The 23,907-nt window shown below is 38.6% G+C and carries 27 protein-coding genes; 10 read left to right on the forward strand and 17 right to left on the reverse strand.

Features of this window, described 5'->3' with window-relative positions; genetic code table 11:
- Positions 1-49: 49 nt before the first annotated feature.
- The 4 genes from EV07_RS02085 to coxB all read right to left on the reverse strand — a co-directional run bounded on the left by EV07_RS02085 (position 50) and on the right by coxB (position 3,600).
- Positions 50-424: an AbrB family transcriptional regulator gene (locus tag EV07_RS02085; protein ID WP_036916947.1), complete on the reverse strand. Its 375-nt coding sequence runs from the start codon at positions 422-424 to the stop codon at positions 50-52.
- A 97-nt stretch (positions 425-521) separates the two neighbouring features.
- Positions 522-1,130 carry a cytochrome c oxidase subunit 3 gene (locus EV07_RS02090; RefSeq protein ID WP_036916949.1) on the reverse strand — a complete coding sequence of 203 codons (609 nt, stop codon included), beginning with the start codon at positions 1,128-1,130 and terminating at the stop codon, positions 522-524.
- A 5-nt stretch (positions 1,131-1,135) separates the two neighbouring features.
- Positions 1,136-2,782: a cytochrome c oxidase subunit I gene (gene ctaD / locus EV07_RS02095; protein ID WP_036916951.1), complete on the reverse strand. Its 1,647-nt coding sequence runs from the start codon at positions 2,780-2,782 to the stop codon at positions 1,136-1,138.
- On the reverse strand, positions 2,779-3,600 hold the full coding sequence (gene coxB, locus EV07_RS02100) for a cytochrome c oxidase subunit II (protein ID WP_152557492.1): 822 nt from the start codon (positions 3,598-3,600) through the stop codon (positions 2,779-2,781). The genes ctaD and coxB overlap by 4 nt, the downstream gene beginning before the upstream one ends.
- A gap of 307 nt (positions 3,601-3,907) precedes the next feature.
- Between coxB and EV07_RS02105 the strand changes: the two genes are divergently transcribed.
- The 5 genes from EV07_RS02105 to EV07_RS02125 all read left to right on the forward strand — a co-directional run bounded on the left by EV07_RS02105 (position 3,908) and on the right by EV07_RS02125 (position 8,263).
- The gene (locus tag EV07_RS02105) at positions 3,908-4,792 is read left to right on the forward strand and encodes a COX15/CtaA family protein (protein WP_241433979.1); all 885 of its coding nucleotides are present in this window, start codon (positions 3,908-3,910) and stop codon (positions 4,790-4,792) included.
- Positions 4,785-5,786, forward strand: coding sequence for a heme o synthase (locus EV07_RS02110; protein WP_036916956.1), 1,002 nt, complete (start codon positions 4,785-4,787; stop codon positions 5,784-5,786). The genes EV07_RS02105 and EV07_RS02110 overlap by 8 nt, the downstream gene beginning before the upstream one ends.
- Before the next feature lie 84 nt (positions 5,787-5,870).
- Positions 5,871-6,884, forward strand: coding sequence for a daunorubicin resistance protein DrrA family ABC transporter ATP-binding protein (locus tag EV07_RS02115; RefSeq protein WP_036916959.1), 1,014 nt, complete (start codon positions 5,871-5,873; stop codon positions 6,882-6,884).
- A 57-nt stretch (positions 6,885-6,941) separates the two neighbouring features.
- Positions 6,942-7,796, forward strand: a complete 855-nt coding sequence (locus EV07_RS02120; protein ID WP_036916961.1) for an ABC transporter permease — start codon at positions 6,942-6,944, stop codon at positions 7,794-7,796.
- Positions 7,797-7,819: 23 nt separating this feature from the next.
- Entirely contained in the window at positions 7,820-8,263 is a 444-nt protein-coding gene (locus EV07_RS02125; RefSeq protein ID WP_036916963.1) for a hypothetical protein, read from the forward strand.
- Between the two features lie 56 nt (positions 8,264-8,319).
- Here EV07_RS02125 and groL read toward each other — a convergent pair whose 3' ends face one another.
- Complete coding sequence (gene groL / locus EV07_RS02130; RefSeq protein WP_036916965.1) at positions 8,320-10,017, reverse strand: chaperonin GroEL; 1,698 nt, start codon at positions 10,015-10,017, stop codon at positions 8,320-8,322.
- A gap of 136 nt (positions 10,018-10,153) precedes the next feature.
- On the opposite strand from groL, the gene EV07_RS09540 reads away from it, so the two are divergent.
- Positions 10,154-10,327, forward strand: a complete 174-nt coding sequence (locus EV07_RS09540; RefSeq protein WP_152557491.1) for a hypothetical protein — start codon at positions 10,154-10,156, stop codon at positions 10,325-10,327.
- A 425-nt stretch (positions 10,328-10,752) separates the two neighbouring features.
- Here the strand turns inward: EV07_RS09540 and fabG are convergent, their stop codons facing one another.
- Positions 10,753-11,505, reverse strand: a complete 753-nt coding sequence (gene fabG, locus EV07_RS02135) for a 3-oxoacyl-[acyl-carrier-protein] reductase (RefSeq protein ID WP_036916967.1) — start codon at positions 11,503-11,505, stop codon at positions 10,753-10,755.
- Between the two features lie 117 nt (positions 11,506-11,622).
- On the opposite strand from fabG, the gene ispD reads away from it, so the two are divergent.
- Entirely contained in the window at positions 11,623-12,303 is a 681-nt protein-coding gene (gene ispD, locus EV07_RS02140) for a 2-C-methyl-D-erythritol 4-phosphate cytidylyltransferase (protein ID WP_036916969.1), read from the forward strand.
- On the opposite strand, the gene EV07_RS02145 is transcribed toward ispD, so the two are convergent.
- Both EV07_RS02145 and EV07_RS02150 read right to left on the reverse strand, forming a co-directional pair.
- Positions 12,263-13,183 (reverse strand): S66 peptidase family protein, encoded by a 921-nt coding sequence (locus EV07_RS02145; protein ID WP_052043779.1) that lies wholly within the window; start codon positions 13,181-13,183, stop codon positions 12,263-12,265. The genes ispD and EV07_RS02145 overlap by 41 nt on opposite strands.
- 3 nt (positions 13,184-13,186) lie before the next feature.
- A complete protein-coding gene (locus EV07_RS02150) occupies positions 13,187-14,077 on the reverse strand; it encodes a 4-hydroxybenzoate polyprenyltransferase (protein ID WP_036916972.1) in 891 nt (296 codons plus the stop codon).
- A 67-nt stretch (positions 14,078-14,144) separates the two neighbouring features.
- Here EV07_RS02150 and EV07_RS02155 point away from each other — a divergent pair, with 67 nt between their 5' ends.
- Entirely contained in the window at positions 14,145-15,821 is a 1,677-nt protein-coding gene (locus EV07_RS02155; protein WP_052043778.1) for a Ppx/GppA phosphatase family protein, read from the forward strand.
- Positions 15,822-15,962: 141 nt separating this feature from the next.
- Here EV07_RS02155 and cobM read toward each other — a convergent pair whose 3' ends face one another.
- The 4 genes from cobM to petC are packed head-to-tail and all read right to left on the reverse strand — an operon-like array spanning position 15,963 to position 19,163.
- Positions 15,963-16,715 (reverse strand): precorrin-4 C(11)-methyltransferase, encoded by a 753-nt coding sequence (gene cobM, locus EV07_RS02160; protein WP_036916975.1) that lies wholly within the window; start codon positions 16,713-16,715, stop codon positions 15,963-15,965.
- Positions 16,712-17,623: a prolipoprotein diacylglyceryl transferase gene (lgt, locus tag EV07_RS02165; RefSeq protein ID WP_036916977.1), complete on the reverse strand. Its 912-nt coding sequence runs from the start codon at positions 17,621-17,623 to the stop codon at positions 16,712-16,714. Before lgt ends, cobM begins: the two co-directional genes overlap by 4 nt.
- Positions 17,624-17,643: 20 nt before the next feature.
- Positions 17,644-18,576 carry a cytochrome f gene (gene petA, locus EV07_RS02170; protein WP_036916979.1) on the reverse strand — a complete coding sequence of 311 codons (933 nt, stop codon included), beginning with the start codon at positions 18,574-18,576 and terminating at the stop codon, positions 17,644-17,646.
- A 50-nt stretch (positions 18,577-18,626) separates the two neighbouring features.
- Positions 18,627-19,163, reverse strand: coding sequence for a cytochrome b6-f complex iron-sulfur subunit (gene petC, locus EV07_RS02175; RefSeq protein WP_036916981.1), 537 nt, complete (start codon positions 19,161-19,163; stop codon positions 18,627-18,629).
- Positions 19,164-19,263: 100 nt separating this feature from the next.
- On the opposite strand from petC, the gene EV07_RS02180 reads away from it, so the two are divergent.
- Positions 19,264-19,608: a DUF3067 family protein gene (locus EV07_RS02180; protein ID WP_036916983.1), complete on the forward strand. Its 345-nt coding sequence runs from the start codon at positions 19,264-19,266 to the stop codon at positions 19,606-19,608.
- Here the strand turns inward: EV07_RS02180 and tatC are convergent.
- The 3 genes from tatC to EV07_RS02195 form a co-directional block, all read right to left on the reverse strand.
- Positions 19,559-20,293: a twin-arginine translocase subunit TatC gene (gene tatC, locus EV07_RS02185; protein WP_036916985.1), complete on the reverse strand. Its 735-nt coding sequence runs from the start codon at positions 20,291-20,293 to the stop codon at positions 19,559-19,561. The two genes, EV07_RS02180 and tatC, sit on opposite strands and share 50 nt — an antisense overlap.
- 200 nt (positions 20,294-20,493) lie before the next feature.
- Positions 20,494-20,763: a hypothetical protein gene (locus EV07_RS02190; RefSeq protein ID WP_036916987.1), complete on the reverse strand. Its 270-nt coding sequence runs from the start codon at positions 20,761-20,763 to the stop codon at positions 20,494-20,496.
- 36 nt (positions 20,764-20,799) lie between these two features.
- Positions 20,800-22,548 carry an Rqc2 family fibronectin-binding protein gene (locus EV07_RS02195; RefSeq protein ID WP_241433980.1) on the reverse strand — a complete coding sequence of 583 codons (1,749 nt, stop codon included), beginning with the start codon at positions 22,546-22,548 and terminating at the stop codon, positions 20,800-20,802.
- Positions 22,549-22,578: 30 nt separating this feature from the next.
- Here EV07_RS02195 and gmk point away from each other — a divergent pair, with 30 nt between their 5' ends.
- Positions 22,579-23,133, forward strand: a complete 555-nt coding sequence (gmk, locus tag EV07_RS02200) for a guanylate kinase (RefSeq protein WP_036916991.1) — start codon at positions 22,579-22,581, stop codon at positions 23,131-23,133.
- 17 nt (positions 23,134-23,150) lie between these two features.
- Here the strand turns inward: gmk and psaJ are convergent, their stop codons facing one another.
- Positions 23,151-23,285: a photosystem I reaction center subunit IX gene (psaJ, locus tag EV07_RS02205; protein ID WP_011124621.1), complete on the reverse strand. Its 135-nt coding sequence runs from the start codon at positions 23,283-23,285 to the stop codon at positions 23,151-23,153.
- Positions 23,286-23,339: 54 nt separating this feature from the next.
- Positions 23,340-23,891 carry a photosystem I reaction center subunit III gene (locus tag EV07_RS02210; RefSeq protein WP_036916992.1) on the reverse strand — a complete coding sequence of 184 codons (552 nt, stop codon included), beginning with the start codon at positions 23,889-23,891 and terminating at the stop codon, positions 23,340-23,342.
- Between the last annotated feature and the right edge of the window lie 16 nt (positions 23,892-23,907).

The following is a 23,907-nucleotide window of genomic DNA, read 5'->3' on the forward strand; positions in this document are numbered from 1 at the left end:
AAAACTTAGTTGAACAAAAGCCTCTTGCTACCTGATATAAATTTATTGGTTATTTAAGTTCAAGTTTTTTGCCACCAAGTGGAAGCAAACTTATTGCTCCGGAATCTTTTCTTATATCTATTCTAAATTCTTGACCAGGTTCTAATCCTAGTTTTTTTGTGTAGGCATGACCAATAAGCAGATTCCCATTTCCATGGACTTTGGTTCGAAACTCTGCCTGCCGTCCTCGGGATGATCTATTGCCTGGGCGGCCAGGACCATTTGAGCGAAGTTTAAATCCCTTTGCTTGAACTAATGCTCTATAGAAACTTTTGCGTAAAACCCTTCCGCTGGGCCCTACATAGCCACAACCTCTGGCTATCTCGTCCTCAGAGCATTTGCTTAATGATCTGGCTTTCTCGAGTAGTTCCTTGCCTACTAGCATTTAATAGATCTATTAACTTCTATTAATTCTGACGAATAAGTTCAATTGTGGCAATAAAGAAGATGATTTTCCTTCTTTTGTTATCAAGAATTCAAGATTAAAGTAGGTACAGGATTATGAATAAAACGACCCATATTCCATCAACGAAGTGCCAATACAGCTCGGCAGCCTCTAAAGGGAATCTATTTGAGTGGGTTATGCGACCAGCCGGAGAGCGAGCTTGCCACCAGACAATTAAAATCATTATTGTTCCTAGAGTTACATGTAAACCATGGAAGCCAGTTAATGCATAGAAAGTACTAGCGTAAAGATTATCGGTGAGTCCAAATGGAAGAGTGAAGTATTCCACCATTTGACTTGCTAGAAAAGCAAGCCCAAGGGCTGCCGTAACAAGAAGCCAAAATTGACATTTGTTTGCATTTTTACTTTCCAATGCTTTTCCAGCTCTATGAAAAGTTGCACTGCTTACTAATAACAAAATGGTGTTTAAGGTTGGTAGAGGTAGCTCCAGTTCATAAATGGCATCTGGTAATAGGGGGTTAACTGACTTGTAAGTTAAATAAGCTGCAAAGAAGCCAGCAAATGTCATCCCATCTGCAATTAGAAAAGAAATTAGACCAAATAATCTGTGATCGGAGTGTTCATGCTCTTGACCTTGTAGGGCTGATTTTTCTGATTCCTTGTTAGTTGGTGAAATAATTGTCATTGGTTTCAGCTTTCATTATTTGTATTAGAGGACAGCTTTCTCTTTTTACCGTAACCATATGGCTCATGTATGAGAGGGGCTTCGCCGATCCAGTTTTCAACTGGAGGAGGTGAACTAGTTAACCATTCTGGAGTTAATGCTTTCCAAGGATTATCTCCAGCATCTTTCCCTTTAAAAGCACTATAGATAACATTCCATAGAAATGGAATAGTACTTATTGCCATTAATAGAGCCCCAACACTGCTGATTTGATTTACAAAAGCAAACTGTGGGTCATACTCTGCTACACGTCTGGGCATGCCATTTAAACCGAGCCAATGCTGAGGAGCGAAGCAGAGATTAAACCCAATAAATGTAATTATAAAATGCACTCTTCCAAGATTCTCGTTAAGCATCTTCCCTGTGAATTTTGGATACCAATGATAGATAGAAGAAAATATTACAAATACTGAGCCTCCATAGACTATGTAATGAAAATGGGCGACGACAAAGTAGGTATCGTGAACATGTACGTCAAATGGCACTTGGGCCAAAGCTACCCCTGTAATTCCGCCTAAGACAAAATTTACAATAAAACCACATGAAAAGAGAATTGCACTGTTTAATGAAATACGTCCCCCCCAGAGAGTAGCTACCCAATTGAAAAATTTGATACCAGTCGGTACAGCAATAAATGCAGTCGCAATAGTGAAAAAGAGCCGCATCCATGGTGGAGTCCCACTGGTAAACATGTGGTGAGCCCAAACGACAAGCCCTAAAATTACAATCCCCATGATCGAATAGACCATTGTTGCATAGCCAAATAAAGGTTTTCGACAATGAACTGGAAGAATTTCACTTACTAATCCAAATGCGGGTAAAACCATAATGTAAACAGCTGGGTGGGAATAGAACCAAAAGAGATGCTGATAAACAATTACGTTTCCTCCGAGAGTTGGATTGAAAAAACCTGTGTTTGCAACAATATCGAAGCTGAGGAGAACAAGAGTCCCTGCTAAAACAGGAGTTGAGAGGACAACTAAAATGCTTGTTCCTAGCATTGCCCAGCAATACATAGGTAGTTGCATTAATTTCAATCCTGGTCTACGAAGCTTGAGAATAGTTGCTATAAAATTAATCCCACCAAAGATGGAGCTCCCTCCCAAGAGTAGAACGCTTATTATCCATATCATTTGACCAGCAGCTGGTGTTGTAATGCTTAGCGGTGGGTAGGCTGTCCACCCTGATTGAGCTGCTCCATTAATAAAGTAACTGCTGATTAGCAGCAATCCAGCGGGAGGTATCAGCCAAAAAGCAACAGCATTTAGTCGTGGAAAGGCCATGTCGCGTGCCCCTACATAGAAGGGGATTAAATAATTGCCAAAAGCCCCGTTAACGACTGGAACAATCCACAGGAAAATCATTATGGTTCCATGCAGAGTTAATACTTGGTTATATACATCCCTTGGCATGAAATCAGAAATAGGACTAGTTAGCTCTATTCGTATTGCTCCTGCAAATGCGCCCCCAATAAGATAAAAAAGAAAACCACAAACTAGATATTGCAGACCAATAACTTTATGGTCGAGACTAAAGCTAAAATAACGAAGCCAGCCAACTGGTTGAAGGCTTTGTGGGCTTTTGTTTGTGGATGGTGGCAGTGAAATACTCATAACTCCACCTCAGATTGTTTTGAGTTTTCTTTGAACCAAGCTTGATATTCTTCTGGCTCTTCCACAACAACGGTTGAACGCATCCCACCATGATAGGGACCACATAATTCAGCGCATATTATTGGATACCTTCCAGGTTTCGTTGGCGTGAAATTTAGGACTGTTGGTTGACCAGGTATGACATCTTGCTTTAAGCGAAACTCCGGAACCCAAAAAGCGTGAATTACATCTTTCGATTCCATTCTCATGCTCACAGGTTGACCTGCAGGAACATGAAGTTCTCCTGAAATAATCCCCCCCTCTGGGTAATTGAAGAGAAAAGCAAATTGCATCGCAGTTAACTCAACATTAACTAGAGATGAAGCTTTTGTATAAGCACTTTCTTTAGATGTTGTCCCAATTCCGCCCCATATTCTTTCTTCGGCGTGCATGGAATGTTGGCCATGTGCATCGCTTAGTGATTGCATGCCCCCCATCCTTTCATAGATGTCATAGCTGTAAAGACCGACAAATAAAACTACTATTGCAGGGATTGCTGTCCATAGAATTTCTAAAGGTAGATTGTCCTCTATAGGTAGACCATCTTCTGTTTCCCCTGGCTTTCGCCTAAACTGAATCAAGCTATATACGACCAAAGCTGTTATCCCAACAAATAATATTATCCCAATAACGAAAAGTACTTTAAATAGCTCGTCATAAATAGGAGCATTGGCACTAGCTACATCTGGTAAAAAATTGAAATTATCATTAGCCCATATGCTCGCAATAATCAGAGCAATACTAATCAATATTGTATATATAGCAGTTGGAGGCAGCAATAAAAGGGTCCATACATTCTTTTATTTAACTTATAGAAAATTACTCTTTTGCGCATCGACTTAAGCCTCTTGAAGAGCAATTCCTCATAATCACTTCTTTTTGCTATGTTTTCGATATTTTGCAAATATAGGCGAGTTGATTTGTGTCAGGAATGGGAGATTTTCTTAATTGAATTTATCTTGTACTTCAAAAAATATCGTGCCGTATTTTTTTTAACGGCTACGTTAATTACTAGGGTTCTTTTGAAATCTGGCTGAAACTTCTACTGGTTTTAATCCAAGCCTGCTTAAAAAACGTCTTGGGAAGTTGGCTGCTCATATTGTTGTAGCTCTAATTGCTCTTGTTGCCATTGGAGGAGCTACCCGAGTTATGGAAGCAGGCCTAGCCTGCCCTGACTGGCCACTTTGTTATGGCTCTTTTTTGCCTATGGGTAAAATGAATATAAAAGTTTTTCTAGAATGGTTTCACCGTTTAGATGCTTTTTTTGTTGGCCTAGCTATTTTGTTGCAATTTCTATTTTCGTTGATTTATAGATCATTTTTACCAAAATGGTTGCCATGGATAAATGGCTTGATTCTCTTATTAGTTGTTTTGCAAGGTGCTTTAGGGGCTGTTACGGTTTTTGACCTGTTGCCTTCCACCGTTGTTATGGGACATATGCTTCTTGCGTTAATTCTTGTGGGTTTAATGAGTGCATTGACTCAAAGATTACTCTCGGATTCTCGAAGGGAACCGCCTTCTTGGTGGAAACTTCTCAGTGGATGTTCTCTTATTGCAACGATTGCACAGTGTTTGATAGGAAGCCGAATCGCAACCACATGGACAGCTCAAAAATGTATTGCTAGTGGTGAGTATTGTTATTGGCTTGATTTTCATAGGGCATCAGCAATCCCAGTAGCCTTAGGTGTCATCTCATTTGCATCGATATCTATTTTTTTAGGAGGTTGGTTTCGTGCTCAATTGCCATTGAGTCTTTCCCTTTTATTCCTTTTGTCGATGCAAATATTTTTAGGAGTCTCTTCCCTTTCTTCAGGATTAACAGAGCCTTTGCTTAGAGTTTTACATCAAGTCATTGCTTCTCTGATGATTGCTTGTTTGGCAGCTCTTGGTTCTCGCATGCAAACTTCTCCACTTTCTATGCTCTCTGAAACACTTGAGGATTCTCCCTTGGAGGCCGTCTGTCATGGTTAGTTCAACTTCTCCAGTCTTATCAGTTTCACCTGATCGTAATCAAATAGTTCCTTCTAGAAAAAAAATAAAGCTACCTCCTTGGCTCGAGGTCGCTAAGCCTAGGCTGATTCCATTGCTTTTAGCTACGACTCTTGGGGGCATGGCCTTGAGCGAGGGTTGGCCTTTGCCTTCACCAAGGCTCGTATGCACTCTTGGAGGAGGAGCTCTCGCCGCTGCCGCTGCAGGGGCGCTTAACTGCCTTTGGGAACAAGAGCTTGATGGTCGGATGCAAAGGACAAGCTCAAGAGCATTGCCTTCAGGAAGATTGTCTTCTTCAGCTGTTTTTGCCGGAGCAATTTCCTGTACTTTGGCAGCTGCAGCATTGTTGGTTGGCGGTGTAAATTGCTTGGCAGCAGGCTTGTCATTACTTGGTTTATGTAGTTATGTGCTGCTTTATACAGCGTTCTTAAAACCCCGCACCTCTCAAAATATTGTTATAGGTGGAGTCGCTGGAGCAATTCCACCTTTGGTTGGCGCAGCTGCAGCAACAGGACATATAGGACTTAGTGGTTGGTGGCTATTTGCACTGGTGATGGTATGGACCCCCGCGCATTTTTGGTCTTTGGCAATACTCTTAAAGGATGACTATCAATCTGTAGGAATACCTATGTTGCCTGTAGTTAAAGGCGCTGTCTTTACTGCTAAAGCTATTTCCCGATATGGCTGGGCAACCGTTCTATTGAGTTGGCTTGGAATCTTTGCTTTGCCTGCAGGAGGACTTCTATATGGAATCTTGTTGATTCCTTTCAATATCAGACTACTCCAAATGGTTCAAAGATTGGCTGAAGACCCAGAAGATTTAAATCGAGCAAAGGGCCTTTTCAGGTGGTCTATTCTTTATATGTTTGGGATTTGTCTTTTACTCGTGCTTAGCCGCTTTTCATTGGCTGATCAGTTTCAAAATCAAGCAATTTATCTTTTTTCTAATATGAATGGAATTTTATCAATGCCTTAAAAAACAAATATTAATAGCATTTAAAATCGCTTTATTTGAATTTATTCTCTAGATTCTAAGTAGATTTAACTGGTCCCTTTTTTAATGTTCTTGGTTGAACTTCAGGATCTAGAGAAGTCGTATGGATCTGTACAGGCTCTCCAAAAGTTGTCTCTTGCAATTCCTCAAGGTTCACTTTTTGGTCTTCTTGGTCCTAACGGATCTGGCAAAAGTACTACTCTGAGAATTCTTTGCACTCTTTTAGAACCTGACGCTGGTGAAGTTACCGTGGCTGGTCATAATGTTTTGGTAAATCCTCGGAATGTCAGGAGTGAAATTGGTTACGTAGCACAAGAAGTAGCAATAGATAAGATTCTTACTGGAAGAGAATTGCTTCAACTTCATGGCGATCTTTACCATTTAACTAGATCTTATAGAGATAGTCGCATTAATGAGTTAATCAAAAGGCTTGATATGGAGGATTGGATTGATAGACGTTCAGGCTCTTATTCTGGGGGGATGAGAAGACGACTTGATCTTGCTTGTGGCTTAATGCATGAGCCTCAACTATTGGTTTTGGATGAACCGACTGTTGGTCTCGATATAGAAAGTCGCTCTACAGTTTGGTCGTTATTAAAAGATCTAAATGCTGAAGGTACAACAATTCTTTTGAGTAGTCATTATCTTGAAGAGGTTGATGAGCTTGCTGATCAGATGGCAATTATTGATTCAGGCAAAGTTATTGCAACAGGATCACCAGATGACCTTAAAAGCAAATTGGGTAATAACAGAGTTACATTGAAAGTCCAAGAATTTAGTAATCAAGTTGAAGGTGAAAGTGTCAAGGAATTAATTCAAAAGATAAAAGGTGTTAAAAATGTAGTTCTTAATAAAGCACAAGGGTATTCTTTAAATTTCTTTATTGACGATGCTGCATCTTTGCCCTCACTGCGTATTCAGTTGGCTGAAGCAGGCTTCGAGATCTTTGCATTATCAGAGAGTCGTCCAAGTCTGGATGATGTTTATTTGCAGGCTACAGGCAAGACACTTATGGACACAGAACTTGAAGTTGCGACTAAAAGAGATTTAAAGAAAGAGGCAAAACAAGCAATGAGATGAAGCCCTTTTGATTACCTCGGTAAGCAATTCCTACAAATTTTAGTTATTTTGCAATTCATGAAAACAACTCTTTCTGTCTCACAATCTTCAAAGAATCAAAAATCTAAATTTTTACAATTTTGTCAGGAAGTTTTTGCTCTGACTAGAAGGCTTTTTTTACAGTTGTTTAGAAGGCCTTCTACCTTGATTGCAGGGATATTGCAGCCATTAATATGGCTTATTTTATTTGGGGCTTTATTCTCTAATGCACCCATAGAGTTTCTTCCAGGAGAAATGGCTTATGGAAGATTCTTAGGGGCTGGAATAATCGTATTCACTGCATTTAGTGGTGCTCTTAATGCTGGGTTGCCAGTAATGTTTGACAGGGAATTTGGATTCCTAAACCGTTTGTTGGTTGCCCCTTTGCAAAGTAGAAGTTCAATAGTTGTTTCATCAGTAATTTATATATCTACAATTACTCTTTTACAGAGCTTCGCAATTATGCTTGCTGCCTTTTTCCTAGGCTATGGCTGGCCTGGTTATAGTGGAACTCTTTTGGTTTTCCTGACTCTTGTTATATTAGTTTTTGCTGTTACAGCAATAAGTCTTGGTTTGGCATTCCTTTTGCCAGGGCATATAGAATTGATTGCGGTGATATTTATAGCAAACCTCCCTTTGCTATTTGCAAGTACTGCTTTAGTTCCAATTTCTTTCATGCCGGGTTGGTTGGGCTGGCTAGCTGCAATAAATCCCCTTACCTTTGCTATAGAACCTATTCGAGCTGCTTATAGTAGTTCTTTTGAATTAGGCAGTGTTCTTATTCAAGCTCCTTATGGAGACATAACTGGCTATGAATGCTTGCTCTTTTTAATAGTTCTAACAATCGGATTATTTATTGTTATTCGTCCAATCTTAAATCGAAAACTAATTTAATCCTATGACTTCTACTAATACCAATGGAACTTCTTTCATTTCGTAAAAAGCAGCTTCGAAAACAGATTTCTGAAGCAAAAGAACTTGGTGAGCAAGATAAGTTCTTTGGGTTAAGAGCTCAATGGGTTCATCGTTATGGAATAGAAACTCTGGAAGAGCCTGAGCACTTAATTAAGATTCAAGAGATTCAGCCTTTAGAAAAGGAGCAGTCTTATGAGATTGAAACTTGTGATGAATACCAAATTCCAGAAGGAGATAATCAGTGTTTTGACTCAGTTGAAGAGGATTGCTTTGAGGGACTTACTTGCTTAAATAGTTCTCTAAATGAGCGGACTGTTTCTGATCAAAAATTAGATGATGTATTTACCAAACCTTCTTCTGATGCTTTGCCCCCTCCAATACCATCTTTAAATCATTTTCGAAGATGGCTGCCATCTGTAGAAGACGAAATGCCTAAGGCCTCTTAAATAAGGCTTACGCATTTTGAAAGTCTTTAAATCTTATTGATTTGGGTTGAAAATATTTACATCATTCCTGGCATGCCCATGCCACCCATGCCACCCATGCCAGGCATGCCCATGCCACCCATACCACCCATACCACCCATACCACCCATGGGATCTCCGCCACCATCGCCTCCAGCGGATGGTGGCTCAGGTTTGTCAGCAATGACCACTTCAGTTGTAATTAGTAGAGAGGCGATTGAGACGGCATCTTGAAGAGCTAGTCGGATCACTTTTACTGCATCAATAATTCCAGCAGACATTAAGTCTTCATATTCCCCCGTAGCGGCATTAAATCCTTTACCGAGCCTTTGAATTTCAGATACAACAACCTCACCATTTTCGCCAGCATTAATGGCAATTTGTTTTGCGGGTGCAGAAAGAGCTTTCTTTATTATCTCCACTCCTGTTGATTGATCACCACTTAATTTGCTTGCAAGTGTACTTAACCCTTCAGCTAAATTAATTAGAGTTGTTCCTCCTCCAGCAACAATCCCCTCTTCTACTGCTGCTCTTGTTGCATTAAGGGCATCTTCGATTCTTAATTTACGGTTTTTTAACTCCGTTTCCGTTGGGGCCCCCACTTTGATTACTGCTACTCCTCCTGCAAGCTTCGCAATACGTTCATTTAATTTTTCTTTATCGTAATCAGAGTCTGTTTGATCAAGTTCTCTCTTGATAGAGGCAACTCTAGAAGCTACTTCTTTTTCAGTGTCATCACTAGCCACTATTGTTGTTGAGTCTTTAGTAATGGTGATTTTTCTTGCTTTTCCTAAGTCTGATAAAGAAACCTTGTCTAAGCTCATGGCTTTGTCTTCGCTTATTAATGTCCCATTAGTTAAAACTGCTATATCAGCTAAAGCGGCTTTTCTCCTTTCACCAAATGATGGTGCTCGTACTGCAGCAACTTGAAGAACCCCACGATTTTTATTAACCACTAAAGTTGCCAATGCTTCCCCATCAACTTCTTCAGCCAAAATCACAAGAGGAGAAGAACTCTTCTGGACAGTTTCTAAAACAGGTACAAGATCACTGATGGAACTTATTTTTCTATCAGTAATTAGAAGTAAGGGATTCTCAAACTCGCAAATTTGTCTTTCTAAATCAGTAACAAAGTAAGGAGAGCTATAGCCTCTATCGAAGGCCATCCCTTCTGTTATTTCTAATTCTGTATTTAATGATTTTGATTCTTCAACTGTAATTACTCCATCTACGCTTACTTTGTCCATCGCTTCCGAAACCATTCTTCCTATTTCCTCATCTCCACCGGCACTAACTGTTGCAACTTGAAGGACCTTGTCCCCACTGATTTTCTTACTTTGCTTTTGAAGATTATCAACTATATGAGATACGGCTTTTTCCATCCCTCGACGGATTTCTATAGGGCTAGCTCCAGCTGCAGTATTTTTTAAACCTTCGTGAACCATTACCTGAGCTAATACTGTGGCAGTGGTTGTTCCGTCACCAGCTTTGTCTTTTGTTTTTGAAGCAACTTGTTCAATTAGCTTTGCACCTAGATTCTCAAAGGGGTTTTCAAGTTCAATATCCTTAGCAATAGTCACCCCATCATTAACAATGTCTGGAGCACCAAACTTCTTCTCCAGGACTACATTCCTGCCTTTTGGACCAATGGTTACTCTTACAGCATCAGCTAGAGTGTTAACGCCATTTTCTAGAGCGCCTCTGGATTCATCTGAAGATCTGATGATTTTGGACATTTTTCTCTGAACCTATTCACAATTTCCATTAACACTCTTACGAAAAGTTAGTTGTTAATAAGTGGGGAAATCCGAATCCTTTGATTTTTAGATTCAAATAGTGCTTTATGCGACTGGGCCGCTTAAGGTTTCAAGTATGAATGATTCAGGATCATTATTTTTCATATTGATGGCTGGCCTTGCAGCTACTATGACTTTGATTTATTTCCCTATGCGTTTATTTTTAACAGCAACTGCTAGAAGCAGGCGCTTAAAGCTTTTGCAACGTATCAGGCGGTTGCGAGATGAGCTAGGTCAGCCTATTGAGTGATAGATGGTGAACTGGTTTTAACACTTGAGAGAATTATGCTTTGGGGTGAGAAATTAGAGGTTGGTTTTATTTTTCTCGCTATGAGAATGACTTTGATAGAGCTTCAAAACTAAGTAAAATTTAAAACTTTTTATTCCTGAAATGTTTTGAGTTCCTTTGAAAAATAGAGATTTGCTTTAGGGTTGTCATCATCTTCTAACTAGCAAAATTCATCTCAAAGGATTGATGCAATGTGATTAGAAAGAAAATAATTGGTATTGGATTCGATGAATGTTTAGTTGGATTAGGCAAAACCTTACGAGCTTGCTTTTCAATAATAATGAGGTTTTCAAACGAGAAAGTTACATCTATAGAATATTATCTTCCTGAGACTTATTGGTATTACTATATGCTTAGCGTATTTCGCTTGGTGTGCAGACCAAAAACTAACCCATCACCATTCCCCCATCAACTTGTAATACCTGCCCTGTTATATAACTCGCTGCAGGATCTGCTGCTAGAAAAGCAACTGTTCCAGCAATATGCTCAGGAGTCCCAAATTTTCCTAAGGGAATTGCTGAAAGTATTTTTTCGGCGTCTAAGTCTTTTGTCATATCTGTCTCAATAAACCCAGGAGCGACTGCATTTACAGTTATTCCTCTGCTTGCAAACTCCTTAGCAGAACTCTTTGTTAAGCCTATTACTCCTGCTTTTGCAGAGGCATAATTGGCTTGGCCTGCATTTCCCATAAGCCCGACGACGGATGTGATATTGATAATTCTCCCTTTCTTGGCTTTCAGCATTGATCGTGAAACTGCTTTGGTGCATAAAAATACTCCAGTCAAATTTAAATCTATAACTGATTGCCAGTCTTCAGTTTTCATTCTCATTAATAGACCGTCTTTTGTGATTCCAGCATTGTTAATTAAAAGGTCTATTTGGCTACTTTTTTTTAAAATCGTTTCGACCAATTCATTAACAGCATCTTCATTTGCCACATTTGCTTGCAATGAATATGCTTCCCCACCATTTCTTTTTATTGATTCCACTACTTCTTCAGCTTTCTCTGGCGAGCTTGAATAGTTCACTACGACTTTAGCTCCTAAACTGGCTAGCTTTAGGGCAATTGATTTGCCGATACCTCGACTGGAGCCTGTGACAAGAGCGGTTTGACCCTTAAGGAGCGATGAAGAAGTCATGCGATGTTTTGTTTCCTTGATTGTGAAGATCAAAGTAGTTTGTACTTAACCTAATAAATTAGTTCAGTGTTGATTAACTTGAAAGGTTTTGCTGCCTTTCTTTAAAAGGAGCTAGTTTTGCATTTATTAATTGCTGCAGCTGGAAGTGGTAAAAGAATGGGAGCCAATTGCAACAAGCTGTTCTTGCAGGTAGCAGGCCGAGCAGTGTTGGCATGGACTCTTGATGCGGCCAAGCAAGCAGAATCAATCAAATGGATTGGTATTGTTGGTCAGCCTTCTGATAAGGATTTCATAAATTCCATTGTAAAAGAATGCTCTGTAGAAACTCATTGGATAGATGGTGGACAAACACGCCAAGAATCAGTACAGAGAGGATTAGCCGGTTTGCCTTTAGATGCGCAATATGTTCTTATTCATGATGGAGCAAGGTGTTTGGTAGAGCCTCAATTACTTGATAAATGTGCTCAGCTTGTTAAAGAGGGAGTCTCTGTAATTGCTGCAACTCCTGTGACAGATACTATTAAGAAAGTTTCTAAAGATGGTTTTATTTCCAATACACCTGATAGATCAAAACTATGGGCCGCACAAACTCCCCAAGCTTTTTCAGTTGATCAATTAAAGAGAGGGCATAAAAAAGCTCTTGAAAATCATTGGACGGTTACTGATGATGCCTCGCTGTTTGAGAAACTTGAATGGCCTGTCAAGGTCTTAGAGTCAAGTCCGTCTAATATTAAAGTCACCACTCAATTTGACCTTGTCATTGCGGAAGCGTTGATTTGCAAGAGGGTTCAAGACTAAGACGACCTTTGAAACCATCGAGTGTAGCTTCCCAACCCAGTGGTAAAGCTGCATTTCCACAGCAATGACCTACTGGTAAGTTTGCTATCACTGGAATATTGAGATCAAGAGAACGCTCTTTAAGAATTTCTGTGAGGGCAAAGTTTTGAGATGTATCAGTTCCTTCTTCTGTACAGTTTAGAAAATTCCCAAAAGCAAGTCCGGCAAGCTGTTGAAGCAGACCATTTACACGCCATTGAGTAAGCATTCTGTCGATTCGGTATGGAGCCTCTTCAACATCTTCGAGTATTAATATTGCGCCTTTTAAATCAGGCATAAATTGACTTCCTATTAAATGCGATGCGACGGTAAGGTTTGTAGCTATTAAAGGACCTTTGGATATCCCTTGGCTCCAAGGTTCTCCATAAAGATCAGGTACTGACTTGTTGAACAAAAGCGATCGCAATCGCTCTTTGCTCCATTCAGGTTCCTTTGCAATCGAATTCACTAATGGACCGTGTATTGCGCCATCAAACCCTGCTGATAGTCTTGCAAGAAGAACCGATGACAAGTCAGAGTACCCAAGGACCCAGCCTTTATCCCATGGCTGATTCCGTTCTAATAATCTTGCCGACCCCCAGCCTCCTTTCGCAAATGCAAGTAAAGGAGGAGTATTTGCGGAGTGAAGGTCATTGTATCTAACGTCATCTTCCCCAGCTAGATAGCCCCAATGCTTCCCAGCCTTAACTCTGTTTACACAGCTTAACCCCCAGCTTTTAAAGATGTCAAGACCTTCAAGTAGACGATCTTCTTCATTCACAGGGGAACTTATAGATATTGTATGTACCTCGTCTCCTGGTTGTAGACGCTTTGTGATTGTCTTTGGATTAATTCTAATCATTCACTAAAGACTTCCTAGAATCAAACCTGATAATATTAAACTACCAAGAAGTGTTTGATTCTTAAAATGCCTGCCGAAGCCTTTTGTAGCTGGTATTGATGCTTTTAATGAAAGAACTTCTCGTTGCATCCCCACACTTGCCAAAAGCCAGATAGGCCAAAAGACTAGATTTATTCCTTTGGTTAATGCACTAAGGCCAATTAGGATTGATGTGAGGGCATAGCATATTGCAACTGCTTTGAAAGCCTTTGGGCCAAGTGCAAGTGCACTACTATTAAGCCCTAATCTGTCGTCATCCTCTTTGTCGGCCATTGCATAGATGGTGTCAAAACCAAAAGTCCAAATCATTGTTGCCATCCAGCATGTTATAAGGGGAACCCCTCCGTTTAAAGAAGAATTGCTTGCAGCCCAAGGAATTAACACTGCAAATCCCCAACAGATGGCAAGGAGAGCTTGTGGGTATTTAAACCATCTTTTAGAAGATGGATAAAGAAGGATCGGCAGTAAAGAAATTGCTGATAGCTTTAAACATAGAGCTTGACTAGAGGGTGGTAGCAAGAATATGACTTGAAAGCTTGCGAAAAGCAGAACAGCCATAGCTATTAATGCAGTTGCTGTTGTTAAACTCCCATTGGCAAGGGGCCTGCTTTTTGTACGACTGACTTGAGAATCGATATTTTTGTCCCAAAGGTCATTAGCAATGCAACCAGAGCCACTAACGAGTATTCCCCCGAGGATTATCAGCCCAACTAAAGTATTGCTAGGCGGGGCTGATGGGTTTAACCACAGAGCCCATCCTGCCGGTATCAGCAGGATTATTCTGCCAGTAGGTTTATTCCATCTAAGAAGATTAACTAAAGATGAGAGAGTTTGATTAAGAGGGAAGTTTTTCACTTGCGAGTTGTTTTTAGAAAGGTTAATCAATAACTGCTAGATTCCTATTGATCCTGTTAGACCTGTTGTGTCCAAGAGCACTGTTGGAGTTACAGGTTTTACATCGCCTTCGCTTAATCAAGGTGAAAGTTTTCAAAGCAAGGATTCTCGTTTTAGGAATAATGAAAAAATTCGTAGAGTAGCAGCTATAGATATAGGTACCAACTCAACTCATTTAGTTATTGCATCTGTAGATCCTAGTTTGCATACATTTAGCATTGATTTAGCAGAGAAAGCTACGACCAGATTGGGGAATCGAGATAAAGACAATGGAGAACTAACTTTTAGAGCGAAAACAAGGGTTTTCGAGGCTCTAAAAAGGTTTAAAGAACTTGCTATCAGTCATAGAGTTGATGATATTCTTTTGGCCGCAACTAGTGCGGTTAGAGAAGCGCCTAATGGCAGAGAATTTTTGATTCAGATAAAAGAAGAGCTTGCTTTAACAGTAGAACTAATTAGTGGCATTGAAGAAGCCAGGCTTATTTATTTAGGTGTCCTGTCAGGGATGACCTTTGGTAAGCAACCTCATATTTTGATTGACATAGGTGGTGGTTCTACAGAGTTAATACTTGCAGATGATCAAGACGCAAGAGCATTGTCTAGTACTAGGATTGGAGCAGTTAGTCTTCAAAGGGATTTTGTAAGGCATGGTTCTCTTTCGATCTCTAGATTGAATTTCTTAAAAACTTTTATTCAGGGATCTTTAGAACCTGCTGTCAACAAAATTTCTTCTCGTTTGAAATCAAAGGAGTCTGCAGTATTAGTTGCCACTAGTGGAACAGCCTTGTCTATTGGAGCCTTGGCAGCATCGCAAGAACAAGATTTTGTATTAAGAAAACATGGTTACAAGATTTCCAAAGAAAAATTAGATGATTTGATTGAGAAGTTGTTAGGTATGACTATTGAGCAGAGAAGAAAGTTGCCTTGTTTAAGTGATCGGAGGGCTGAGATTATTATTCCAGGTGCTTTGATAATGCAGAAAGCCATGCAAATGTTGGACATAGAAGAGGTAGTCCTTAGTGAGAGAGCACTTAGAGAGGGTCTGGTTGTTGATTGGATGTTGCGAAGAGGCTTGCTTAAAGATCGATATAGCTTACAAGGAAGTATTCGTAAGAGAACTGTTATTCATCAAGTAGAAAGGTTTTCTGTTAATAGGGAACGTTCTGCACGAATTGCAAATAATGCACTTTCTATTTATGAAAACACACAAGGATCTTTACATAATGATTCTGGGATTGGGAAGGATTTGCTTTGGGCTGCAGCAATGCTGCATTTGTGCGGTCAGCATATTAATTTGAGCTCTTATCACAAGCATTCTTGGTATTTAATTCGTCATTGCGAATTGTTGGGATATTCTCAAGCGGAACATTTAATGGTTGCTGCAATTGCTCGCTATCACAGAAAAAGCCTTCCTAAGAAAAAGCACGATGTTTGGCAACTCTTGGAAAACAAGGAGGATCGGAAAATTGTTTCTGAAATGTCTTTAATTTTGCGGTTAGCATCTGCAATGGATAAGCGCCCTGAATCAGTTATTTCATCATTAAAAGTAAAGCAATCATCCCTTGAGATTATTTTTGAACTTACTCCCAAAAAAGAAAGTGACACTCTAGACCTTGAATCTTGGAGCTTAAACAATTGCAGCTCAATTGTTAAGGAATTAACAGGATTTGAATTGCTAGTTATAATTAAAACTCCAATTGCCTAGAATATATAATGCTTTAATGCTTATAGGAAAAGTCTTAAAGGTGAAATATTCTGTGGCATTAGTATTTCTATTCTCCTTTTTAATTCAATTTATCAGAGACTAATTCTCTACCATAACTCTTTGATTAACAGTTTTATAAAATTATTTATTTCTAAATAAATGTTTATGTTTATGATGATAAAGCTTTGATCTTTGATTATTGGATCTTAATGCTGGGCTGATTATATAAAGAGTAGTCCTAATCAACTTTTTCTTTCTAGATGTTAACGCCAAATCTTTTAAGGCAACTACTTTTATCCATTGATCTTCCCAAGTAACTCTATGAGCAATAGCGACTGGAGTATCTTCTGGGTAATACATCAATAGTTTCTCTTGTACTTCTTCTACATGTCTTGCACTTAGGTAAAGGCATATAGAGGCACCTGTTTTAGCAAGATTCTCAAGTTTTTCCTTTTGAGGAATACCGGTTCGCCCACTTATCCGGCTAAGTACAATTGTTTGTACGATCCCTGGAATTGTAAGTTCTTTTTTTAATTCTGATGCAGTCGCTTGATATGCACTTATGCCTGGTATTACTTCAACTTCTATTCCTTCTTCTGCTAAGCCACATATTTGTTCTGATATAGCACCATATAAGCAAGGGTCTCCATCGTGTAGGCGAACTACCTTTTTTCCTTGATTAGCTTTTCTAATAAGGAGTGAAAGGATTTCCTCAAGCGTTAAGGCACTGGTTTTAAATTTCTCGCAGTTTGAAGAGGTTAATTCTGCAATTTCAGGAGAAATTAGTGAGTCTGTCCAGATCAGCACCTCTGCTTCTTTAAGTCTATTTAAGGCTCTTAAAGTTAATAGATCAGGGGCTCCTGGACCAGCGCCAACTATTGATATTGGATTCATTTTCTTCTGCTGTTGATTTTACCCAGGATTGGCATTTTCCTTTTGCTTTTATATATCCACCAAAGGCCAAGACTGCCTAGGCAAATCATAAGAAAACTTATAAGTTGGGCAATCCGAATCCCTCCTTCGCAAAAAGGAGGGATTGAGCCTAGACAAAGCGGATCAGTCCTTAATCCCTCAATGTAAATACGGCCAATGCTATAGGCAAGTAGATATATGCAACTCAAAGCTCCTGAAGGTAGCTTAAGCAAGCCCTTTATGTTTAATCTGAAAAGAGAGATTAATAGAAAGAAAACTCCTAGATTCCAAATGGATTCATAAAGAAAAGTCGGATGAAAATAGATTTCATTAGAAAAAATTTCCGGCCTTGAACCATAGGGAATAAATAATTTCCAAGGTAGATTGGTTGGAATTCCAAAAGCTTCATTATTGAAAAAGTTACCCCAACGACCTATTGCTTGGCCCAGGGCTAGAGAAGGTACGAGAACATCTAGAGCATCCCAAAAAAATTCATTTTTAATTCTGCAGAAAATTAATAAGCATAGTGCGCCCATTATTAATGCTCCATGAATAGCAATCCCGCCATTCCATATTTCAAGAAAGGCCGGTATTGGAATATTTAAGCTAAATAGATTTATTGAACTCCAAAAGTTCAAGCCGCTATAATTTCTCCATTCAAAAGCAACATAATAAATTCTTGCTCCAATTACAGCACTTAAAATTAATACCGGCATTAAATCATTAAAAAAATCTTTGCGCAGATTTCGGTAATTTGCAAGATAGCTTGAAAGATTTAGCCCAATAAAAACAGCTATAGCTATAAGTATTCCATACCACCTAAAGATCAAAGGTCCAACCTTTATAAGGTCAGTACCTGGAGACCTTAAGGTCAATAGAATAGGTTCCATCTATATATGTTAATTTAACTTCAAATTCCTTTTGCGGCTTGAACTTTTTCTACTTGCTTTTTCTTAAGTACTAGAAGGATTTGAGTCAATGCAACTCCAGCAAAAAACACCATTAAGCCAATAACTCTAGCTGGACTTTGAAGCACTATTTCTGTGTCTAGTTGTCCAAAACCACCCACATTTGGGTCTGTAGTAAGAGCTGAACCTGCATTTATTGCTTCTCCCTCTTTTACTATTATGTTCGAACCAGTAGGGATTGTTTCGGTTATGGAGTCGCCTTCTTCTGTTTGAATAGTTATATTGGTAGACCCATCTTCTTCACTTTTAATTGATGATATGGTCCCTGAATTTGATGAAGTAAAAATTGTGTTATTACTTTTTTCGCCTGTGGGATAAACCTGCCCTCTACCTCTATTTCCACCTACGTTAATAGAATATTTTCCAAAGTGAATATCTTTATTTGTTGCGGGATCAGGTGAAAGAATTGGAAAAACTATTTCTTTATTTTGATCACCAGGTAAAGGTCCTACTAAGATAATGTTTTCTTTCTCTTCACTATATTGAGTGAAATATACACCTTTAGTTTCTTCTTTTATATTATCAGTCCATCGATCTTGTGGAGCGAGTTTAAAGCCATCTGGGAGCATAACTACCGCTCCTACTTGAAGAGGTACTTTGCTTCCATCAGCACCTATCTCTTCAGTCCCAGGTTTATAAGGAATCTTTACAGCGGCTTTGAAAACGCTATCTGCACCAACTGATTGAGGAACCTCGACTTGGGTTGTCATTTTTGCAAGATGACAATTTGCGCAAACTAATTTCCCTGTCGCCTCTCTTGGATTTTCATAATTTTGTTGCGCCCAAAAAGGATAAGCCCAGCTTTGAGATGGTGAGATAAGTAAGGTAAGCCCTATGATTATTGAGCTTAGAAAAAGAGAAAGTATGCTACTCATGATTTGGTTTTAATTAATGACTTAAAATGTAAGAGTTTGGCTAGAAGTTTTTATATCCACCATGGCTTCTCTCCTGTTCTGAAGTCTGTTTCTGTCCATTGATTTACAAATACGTTGTCTTCTTCAATTTCTATATGGGTTAAGGCTAATGAAAGCGGTGCAGGGCCTCTTACTACTTTCCCATTCGCATCATATTGGCTGCCATGACATGGGCAAATATATTTGTTTGCTCCACTATTCCATGGGACAACACATCCAAGATGAGTACAGATTGCATTGATTCCAAAATTCCCAATCGCTTCATCTCCTTCCACTATTAAATAAGTGGGATCACCTTTCAGGCCCTGAACAAGACTTCTGTCACCGGCTGGATGCTTTGCAAGCCAACTGCTAGCTGTTACTGCATTGCCAAGTTCATCTTTGGCTGTTGTTCCTCCGGTACCTCCTCCTGCTCTGAGAGGCATGAAAAAATTAGCCACAGGATATAAAGCACCTAATGCAACTCCTGTTGCTGTACCAAATGTAAGGAGATTCATGAACTGTCTCCTCCCCATTGAGGGCACATCGCTAGGACTCATTTGTGTCATGCCAGATGTTCAATCAGCTCATAATTGATTCCATTATGACCTGTAAAGGTACTTAAATGCTTTATAAAGAAGTTGATTTAAATATGATTGAGTTGATTTTGTGCACAATGATTTGCCAAAAAGTTCTTGTAATCCTTTGGAAGTAGAGGAGGTTATCAATTTCTTATTGAATAGATGGGGTGTTTTATATGAGTTCAAGCTGGTCGTAAAAGGTAAAAGTCTTTACCTGCAAATTATGTGGGGTTTTCTAGAACAACAATCTTTTCCTTTAAGCGAGGCAGAGTATCGAGAAAATCTTAGCAATACCCTTGAGATTATTAATAGGCTTGATTACATCTCTGAAGTCAGGCAATGGTTAATTAATTTGGAAGGTAAACCTCGAGTTGGTAGAGCTCTTAGTTTGCCTTTGAGGGGGGGGAAGTTTTTGGAGGAATTTGTTCTTTGAATTTTTCTGTAATTGCAACAAGCAAAACTCCTATAAGGAATAAAAATAAGATTGAACTCGCCAGTAACAACATAGTTATAGGATCAGTTGATGGGGTAATAACTGCACCTGCAATAGCAGATGAAATAAGAACCCATCTCCAAGCGGAAAGCATTTGTTTCCATTTCACAAGACCTAGAATGCCTAATAAGAACTGAAGTATTGGGACTTGAAAAGATAACCCTGTACCGAGCATTAGAAGCAAAACAAAATCCAAATACTTTTCAATTGACCACTGTGGCTCAACAACATCTGCTCCATAGTTGACTAGGAAATTCAAAGCTGCAGGTACAAGAGTTCTCCAAGAAAAAAATATTCCTAATATGAACAAAATTGCTGAGCAAGCTACTGCTGGTGCAATTAGCTTTTGCTCGTTTTTGGTAAGGCCTGGTAAAACAAAAGAGAGAATTTGAAAAACTATATAAGGCAATGCAATTATTAGCCCAGCATATCCAGCTACTTTTATTGATACAAATAGGAATTCACCTGGGGCAAGTTGAAGAAAACGAATTGAACCTGCAGGAGCTTCTAAAGCTTTAACTAAAGGCTTTATTAGTAAAAGAGATGAAAATGCGCAAAGAATAATGGCTATAAAACTTCTTAAAACTCTTTGCCGGAGCTCTTCTAAGTGACTAAAAAAGGACATTTGCTTGCCCTGGGGCGGCTCATTTATCATTTGTGAGCAGATTAAGTAAAATTAGCAAAGAAATCTTTTAATAAAAATAAATACTTAGAATAATCATATTTTCAAAAACCCCTTGATATTTTTTTAGCATATATATTTATCTGTTGATTTAGATAATTTTTTCCCATCATTAACAAAATATATTTTGACTTTTAAAGATCTCAATTTCTATTCAATGATGCTGGGGTTTTAGTAGGGTCGGGAAGAATAAAAGGAGGGCAGTCATTTAAAGAAGATTTGCCATAGTTGGCATACTCTTTATATCCACCCATTTTCCCATTTGTTTTCATTAGTGCACTAATGAAAACAAGTAGAAGAAATACAGTAGGTGCGCCTACAATTAAAGCAGCTCCGAAAATGTAGCCAACTAAAAACTCAGCAAAACTATGATTCCCTAGAAATTGATGAGAGCCAAGAATAAATTCAAACATTTAAAGTCCAGGATATGCATAAAATGATAAGTCATTTTATGCATTTTTTGTGAACTGCTCAAGATACTTTTCTCCGTTGGATGGTTCAGCCCATAAAACCTTGCCTTCTCTATGAGTTACCATCCCCGGCGCAGCTCCTTTGGGCTTGTTCAGCTTTGATGTAGGCACCATTAGTACTGATACTTTATTGTTTTGCTTTGCTTTGCTAAAGAAGGCAGCTAAATCAGCACAGATTTTTAAATCAGGTTCTTTTATAGTCCCATTGACTGCTTTTATAACCACATGGCTGCCAGGAGATTCTTGAGCATGGAACCAAACGTCTCCTTTATTGGCATTTTTGAGGCTAATTAATTCGTTTTGTCGATGGTTTTTCCCTATTTGAATTGTTAAACCACTTGGGCTTTTGAGCTGAAGTAAATTTGTAGAAGCATTATTGGATTTGTATTTCCTTTTGACGATTTGTTGCTTTGACAAAATGAATCCTTCTATATCTTCTTTGAGACTTTTAATGCTTTCTATCTTCTCACTCTGACTCTCATTTTTATTTTTGATAATATAATCCAAAAATAAATCTGTTTCATTGATAAATCTAAGCATCTCTTTATGATGATTAATTCTTTCCTTTAAAATTAATTTTGATCGTTTGAACTTTTTCGCTTGTGAATATAATTTTTGAGCCTCTTTTACTTTTTCTTTACTTGGCTTGCTTAAACAAAGTATTTCATCAGCTTTTGTATATAAAGATTTGATTTGATTAGTTTGGGAGTATAGCTTTACTTGTTCGATTAAGTTTTTTTCTTCGGCTTCTTTTTTTTTGCATAGAGCTTTTGAGAGAGTCTTAAATATTTGCTTGAGGGCCTTTGCCTCTAAATGATTTTTATAGTATTTGCCAAGTGATATACCTATTTTCTCGTTGGAAGAAGCACATAATGTTTCTTGACTCCATACTCGATAAGGACTAGGACCATGAAAAGATATGCAAAAGTTCTCTTCCTCTAAATCTTTCAACCACTTGTTCCAGCTGGAAAATAAATCCTCCCAATTTTTATCTGTTAAATCATTAATTTTTAGATTGATTAATTTTTCTGCAGAATATTTATCATTACTTGCTAATTGAAGTAATAGATTGGGACTAATTCCTTGATAAGTTTCTTGAAATGCTTCTTTTACTGTTATTGGAAGAAGTGTGAGTTGTGTTTTCCATTCTTTAAATGAATAACTTCTTTTAGGCTCTAAGCCTTGCAATGGAGGAGGAGGGAAATATAGATCCCCTGTGCTTATTGGCCTTAAACGAGATTGGGTCGCTCTTATTTGTTTTCCTATTGTGATAACTTTCTTTTTCTTATCTAAAAACAATAAATTACTATGACGGCCCATTAACTCTAATACTAGAAACTTTTCAAAGCTTCCTTTTGGACGAATAGCGAACCCAAACTCTACTGTTCGATCAAATCCATCTTGCTTTAATTGAATTAAAGCTAGACCACGGCCCCCACATTGAATTTGTTTGCTTAGAGTACTTTCGCCAATTTTTCTAGGAGGAGCTTCTATTTCTACAATCCTTGGAGACTCTGCATGCCAACTCAGCTCGATCCAAGTTAAGCCTTTTAAAGTCCTAAATGCGATTTGGATGCTATGTGTATCAGATTGCTGAACTTTCTCTAAACGACTTGGAATTACTTTCTTTCTTAATTCTGAGAGAACAGCCTTCAGACTGGTTATATCCATCATTTGAAGACGTAAATCACTCATATGATTATCTTGATAGTTGTTCGCAGATGTCATTGTCACTTCTACCTGAATTAAATCAAAACTATGACTGATAACAATGGGTTAACAGTAATTACTGGACCTAGTGGTGTAGGTAAAGGAACTCTAGTAAAGAAATTGCTTAATAGTAGCAATAATATTTGGCTCTCAGTTTCTGCTACTACACGAGCGCCTAGGTTGGGAGAGAAGGAAGGGACGGATTATTTCTTTTTAAAAAAGAAGGATTTTAAGAATTTAGTAGAAGCCGGAGGTTTCCTTGAATGGGCCGAGTTTGCAGGGAATTTTTATGGGACACCTAGAGAAGAAGTTCAGAAAAAACTTTCTAAAGGGAAAAAGGTTTTATTGGAAATTGAATTAGATGGAGCAAGACAGGTTCGAAATAGTTTTCCTGATGGATTCCAATTGTTTATTGCACCTCCAAGCTTTAAGGAGCTAGAAACTCGCATTAGAGCTAGAGGAACTGATTCGGAAGATGCTATTAGACGCCGCCTAAAAAGGGCATCAGAGGAAATTGATGCCCAAAATGAATTTGATGCAGTAGTAATAAATGATGATATAGATATTGCTTTTCTAGAAATTAAAAGGTTAATAGGTCTTTAAAGCTTTGATTGAAAAGTTTATAGTCCAGGGTGGAAAAGGAGATCTGGAACAAAACGATTCCATTCAACGAGAATGCCTGCAGTGATTACTATCCAAATGGTTGCAACCACAGGTGCCGATCTAAACCATTTTGTTGAAAAGATTTTAAACATAAGTAGCTGGTAGTTAGAAGATTAAGTTAATAGGATTAAGTATTCATAGTTGTTTTATCTAGGTCCATTTAAAGAAATGTTTTCATCCTTTTCGCGGAGGTCACCATTTCTTCCTTGTTTATTTGCCTCAAAAGGCCAAGCGGCACCTTTGATTAAACACTTTCTTGCTAGAGCAAAGTCAATGAAAATTTCGTTTTCTGAAGGATTCTTGTTTTGTTTTGATGCTCTTAAGTACTCCCTGCCAGACCATCCAATTATTCCAGCAATATAAATAAAGATATGACCAGGAATTAAAACATCTCCTTCATGATGCCTACTTGCTAAGGCTCCAAAAGGTTCAATAGTGGGAGTAATTACTAAGTGGGGCAGACCGTCATCTCCACAGGATGCTTTGCTATAACGCTCAAACCTGGCGATGTCTTTTGGCGTAGAAGCTCCAGCAGCTCGCTCTTGAAAGCGAGCATTGTCAGAACATGGTGTAAGCCCTGAGGCTATGAAATCAGTGCTGGGTCTGTCACGATTGACTGCTTCTCCAGCTGCATTAGCTAATGGAGCCAAGCCTAAAACTAGGAAGGCAGATAGAAGAATTGAGAAGAGACGACGCATTAGTTCGAATCCTTAT

The organism is Prochlorococcus sp. MIT 0603 (assembly GCF_000760215.1).
Taxonomy (GTDB): Bacteria; Cyanobacteriota; Cyanobacteriia; order PCC-6307; family Cyanobiaceae; genus Prochlorococcus_E.

Excerpts from the sequence above, each read along its gene's own strand:
- EV07_RS02085 (WP_036916947.1), bottom strand. The coding sequence starts at position 424 with ATGCTAGTAGGCAAGGAACTACTCGAGAAAGCCAGATCATTAAGCAAA.
- EV07_RS02090 (WP_036916949.1), bottom strand. The coding sequence starts at position 1,130 with ATGACAATTATTTCACCAACTAACAAGGAATCAGAAAAATCAGCCCTA.
- ctaD (WP_036916951.1), bottom strand. The coding sequence starts at position 2,782 with ATGAGTATTTCACTGCCACCATCCACAAACAAAAGCCCACAAAGCCTT.
- EV07_RS02110 (WP_036916956.1), top strand. The coding sequence starts at position 4,785 with ATGGTTAGTTCAACTTCTCCAGTCTTATCAGTTTCACCTGATCGTAAT.
- EV07_RS02115 (WP_036916959.1), top strand. The coding sequence starts at position 5,871 with ATGTTCTTGGTTGAACTTCAGGATCTAGAGAAGTCGTATGGATCTGTA.
- EV07_RS02120 (WP_036916961.1), top strand. The coding sequence starts at position 6,942 with ATGAAAACAACTCTTTCTGTCTCACAATCTTCAAAGAATCAAAAATCT.
- EV07_RS02125 (WP_036916963.1), top strand. The coding sequence starts at position 7,820 with ATGGAACTTCTTTCATTTCGTAAAAAGCAGCTTCGAAAACAGATTTCT.
- groL (WP_036916965.1), bottom strand. The coding sequence starts at position 10,017 with ATGTCCAAAATCATCAGATCTTCAGATGAATCCAGAGGCGCTCTAGAA.
- EV07_RS09540 (WP_152557491.1), top strand. The coding sequence starts at position 10,154 with ATGAATGATTCAGGATCATTATTTTTCATATTGATGGCTGGCCTTGCA.
- fabG (WP_036916967.1), bottom strand. The coding sequence starts at position 11,505 with ATGACTTCTTCATCGCTCCTTAAGGGTCAAACCGCTCTTGTCACAGGC.
- EV07_RS02145 (WP_052043779.1), bottom strand. The coding sequence starts at position 13,183 with ATGATTAGAATTAATCCAAAGACAATCACAAAGCGTCTACAACCAGGA.
- cobM (WP_036916975.1), bottom strand. The coding sequence starts at position 16,715 with ATGAATCCAATATCAATAGTTGGCGCTGGTCCAGGAGCCCCTGATCTA.
- lgt (WP_036916977.1), bottom strand. The coding sequence starts at position 17,623 with ATGGAACCTATTCTATTGACCTTAAGGTCTCCAGGTACTGACCTTATA.
- petA (WP_036916979.1), bottom strand. The coding sequence starts at position 18,576 with ATGAGTAGCATACTTTCTCTTTTTCTAAGCTCAATAATCATAGGGCTT.
- petC (WP_036916981.1), bottom strand. The coding sequence starts at position 19,163 with ATGACACAAATGAGTCCTAGCGATGTGCCCTCAATGGGGAGGAGACAG.
- tatC (WP_036916985.1), bottom strand. The coding sequence starts at position 20,293 with ATGTCCTTTTTTAGTCACTTAGAAGAGCTCCGGCAAAGAGTTTTAAGA.
- EV07_RS02190 (WP_036916987.1), bottom strand. The coding sequence starts at position 20,763 with ATGTTTGAATTTATTCTTGGCTCTCATCAATTTCTAGGGAATCATAGT.
- EV07_RS02195 (WP_241433980.1), bottom strand. The coding sequence starts at position 22,548 with ATGACATCTGCGAACAACTATCAAGATAATCATATGAGTGATTTACGT.
- gmk (WP_036916991.1), top strand. The coding sequence starts at position 22,579 with ATGACTGATAACAATGGGTTAACAGTAATTACTGGACCTAGTGGTGTA.
- psaJ (WP_011124621.1), bottom strand. The coding sequence starts at position 23,285 with ATGTTTAAAATCTTTTCAACAAAATGGTTTAGATCGGCACCTGTGGTT.
- EV07_RS02210 (WP_036916992.1), bottom strand. The coding sequence starts at position 23,891 with ATGCGTCGTCTCTTCTCAATTCTTCTATCTGCCTTCCTAGTTTTAGGC.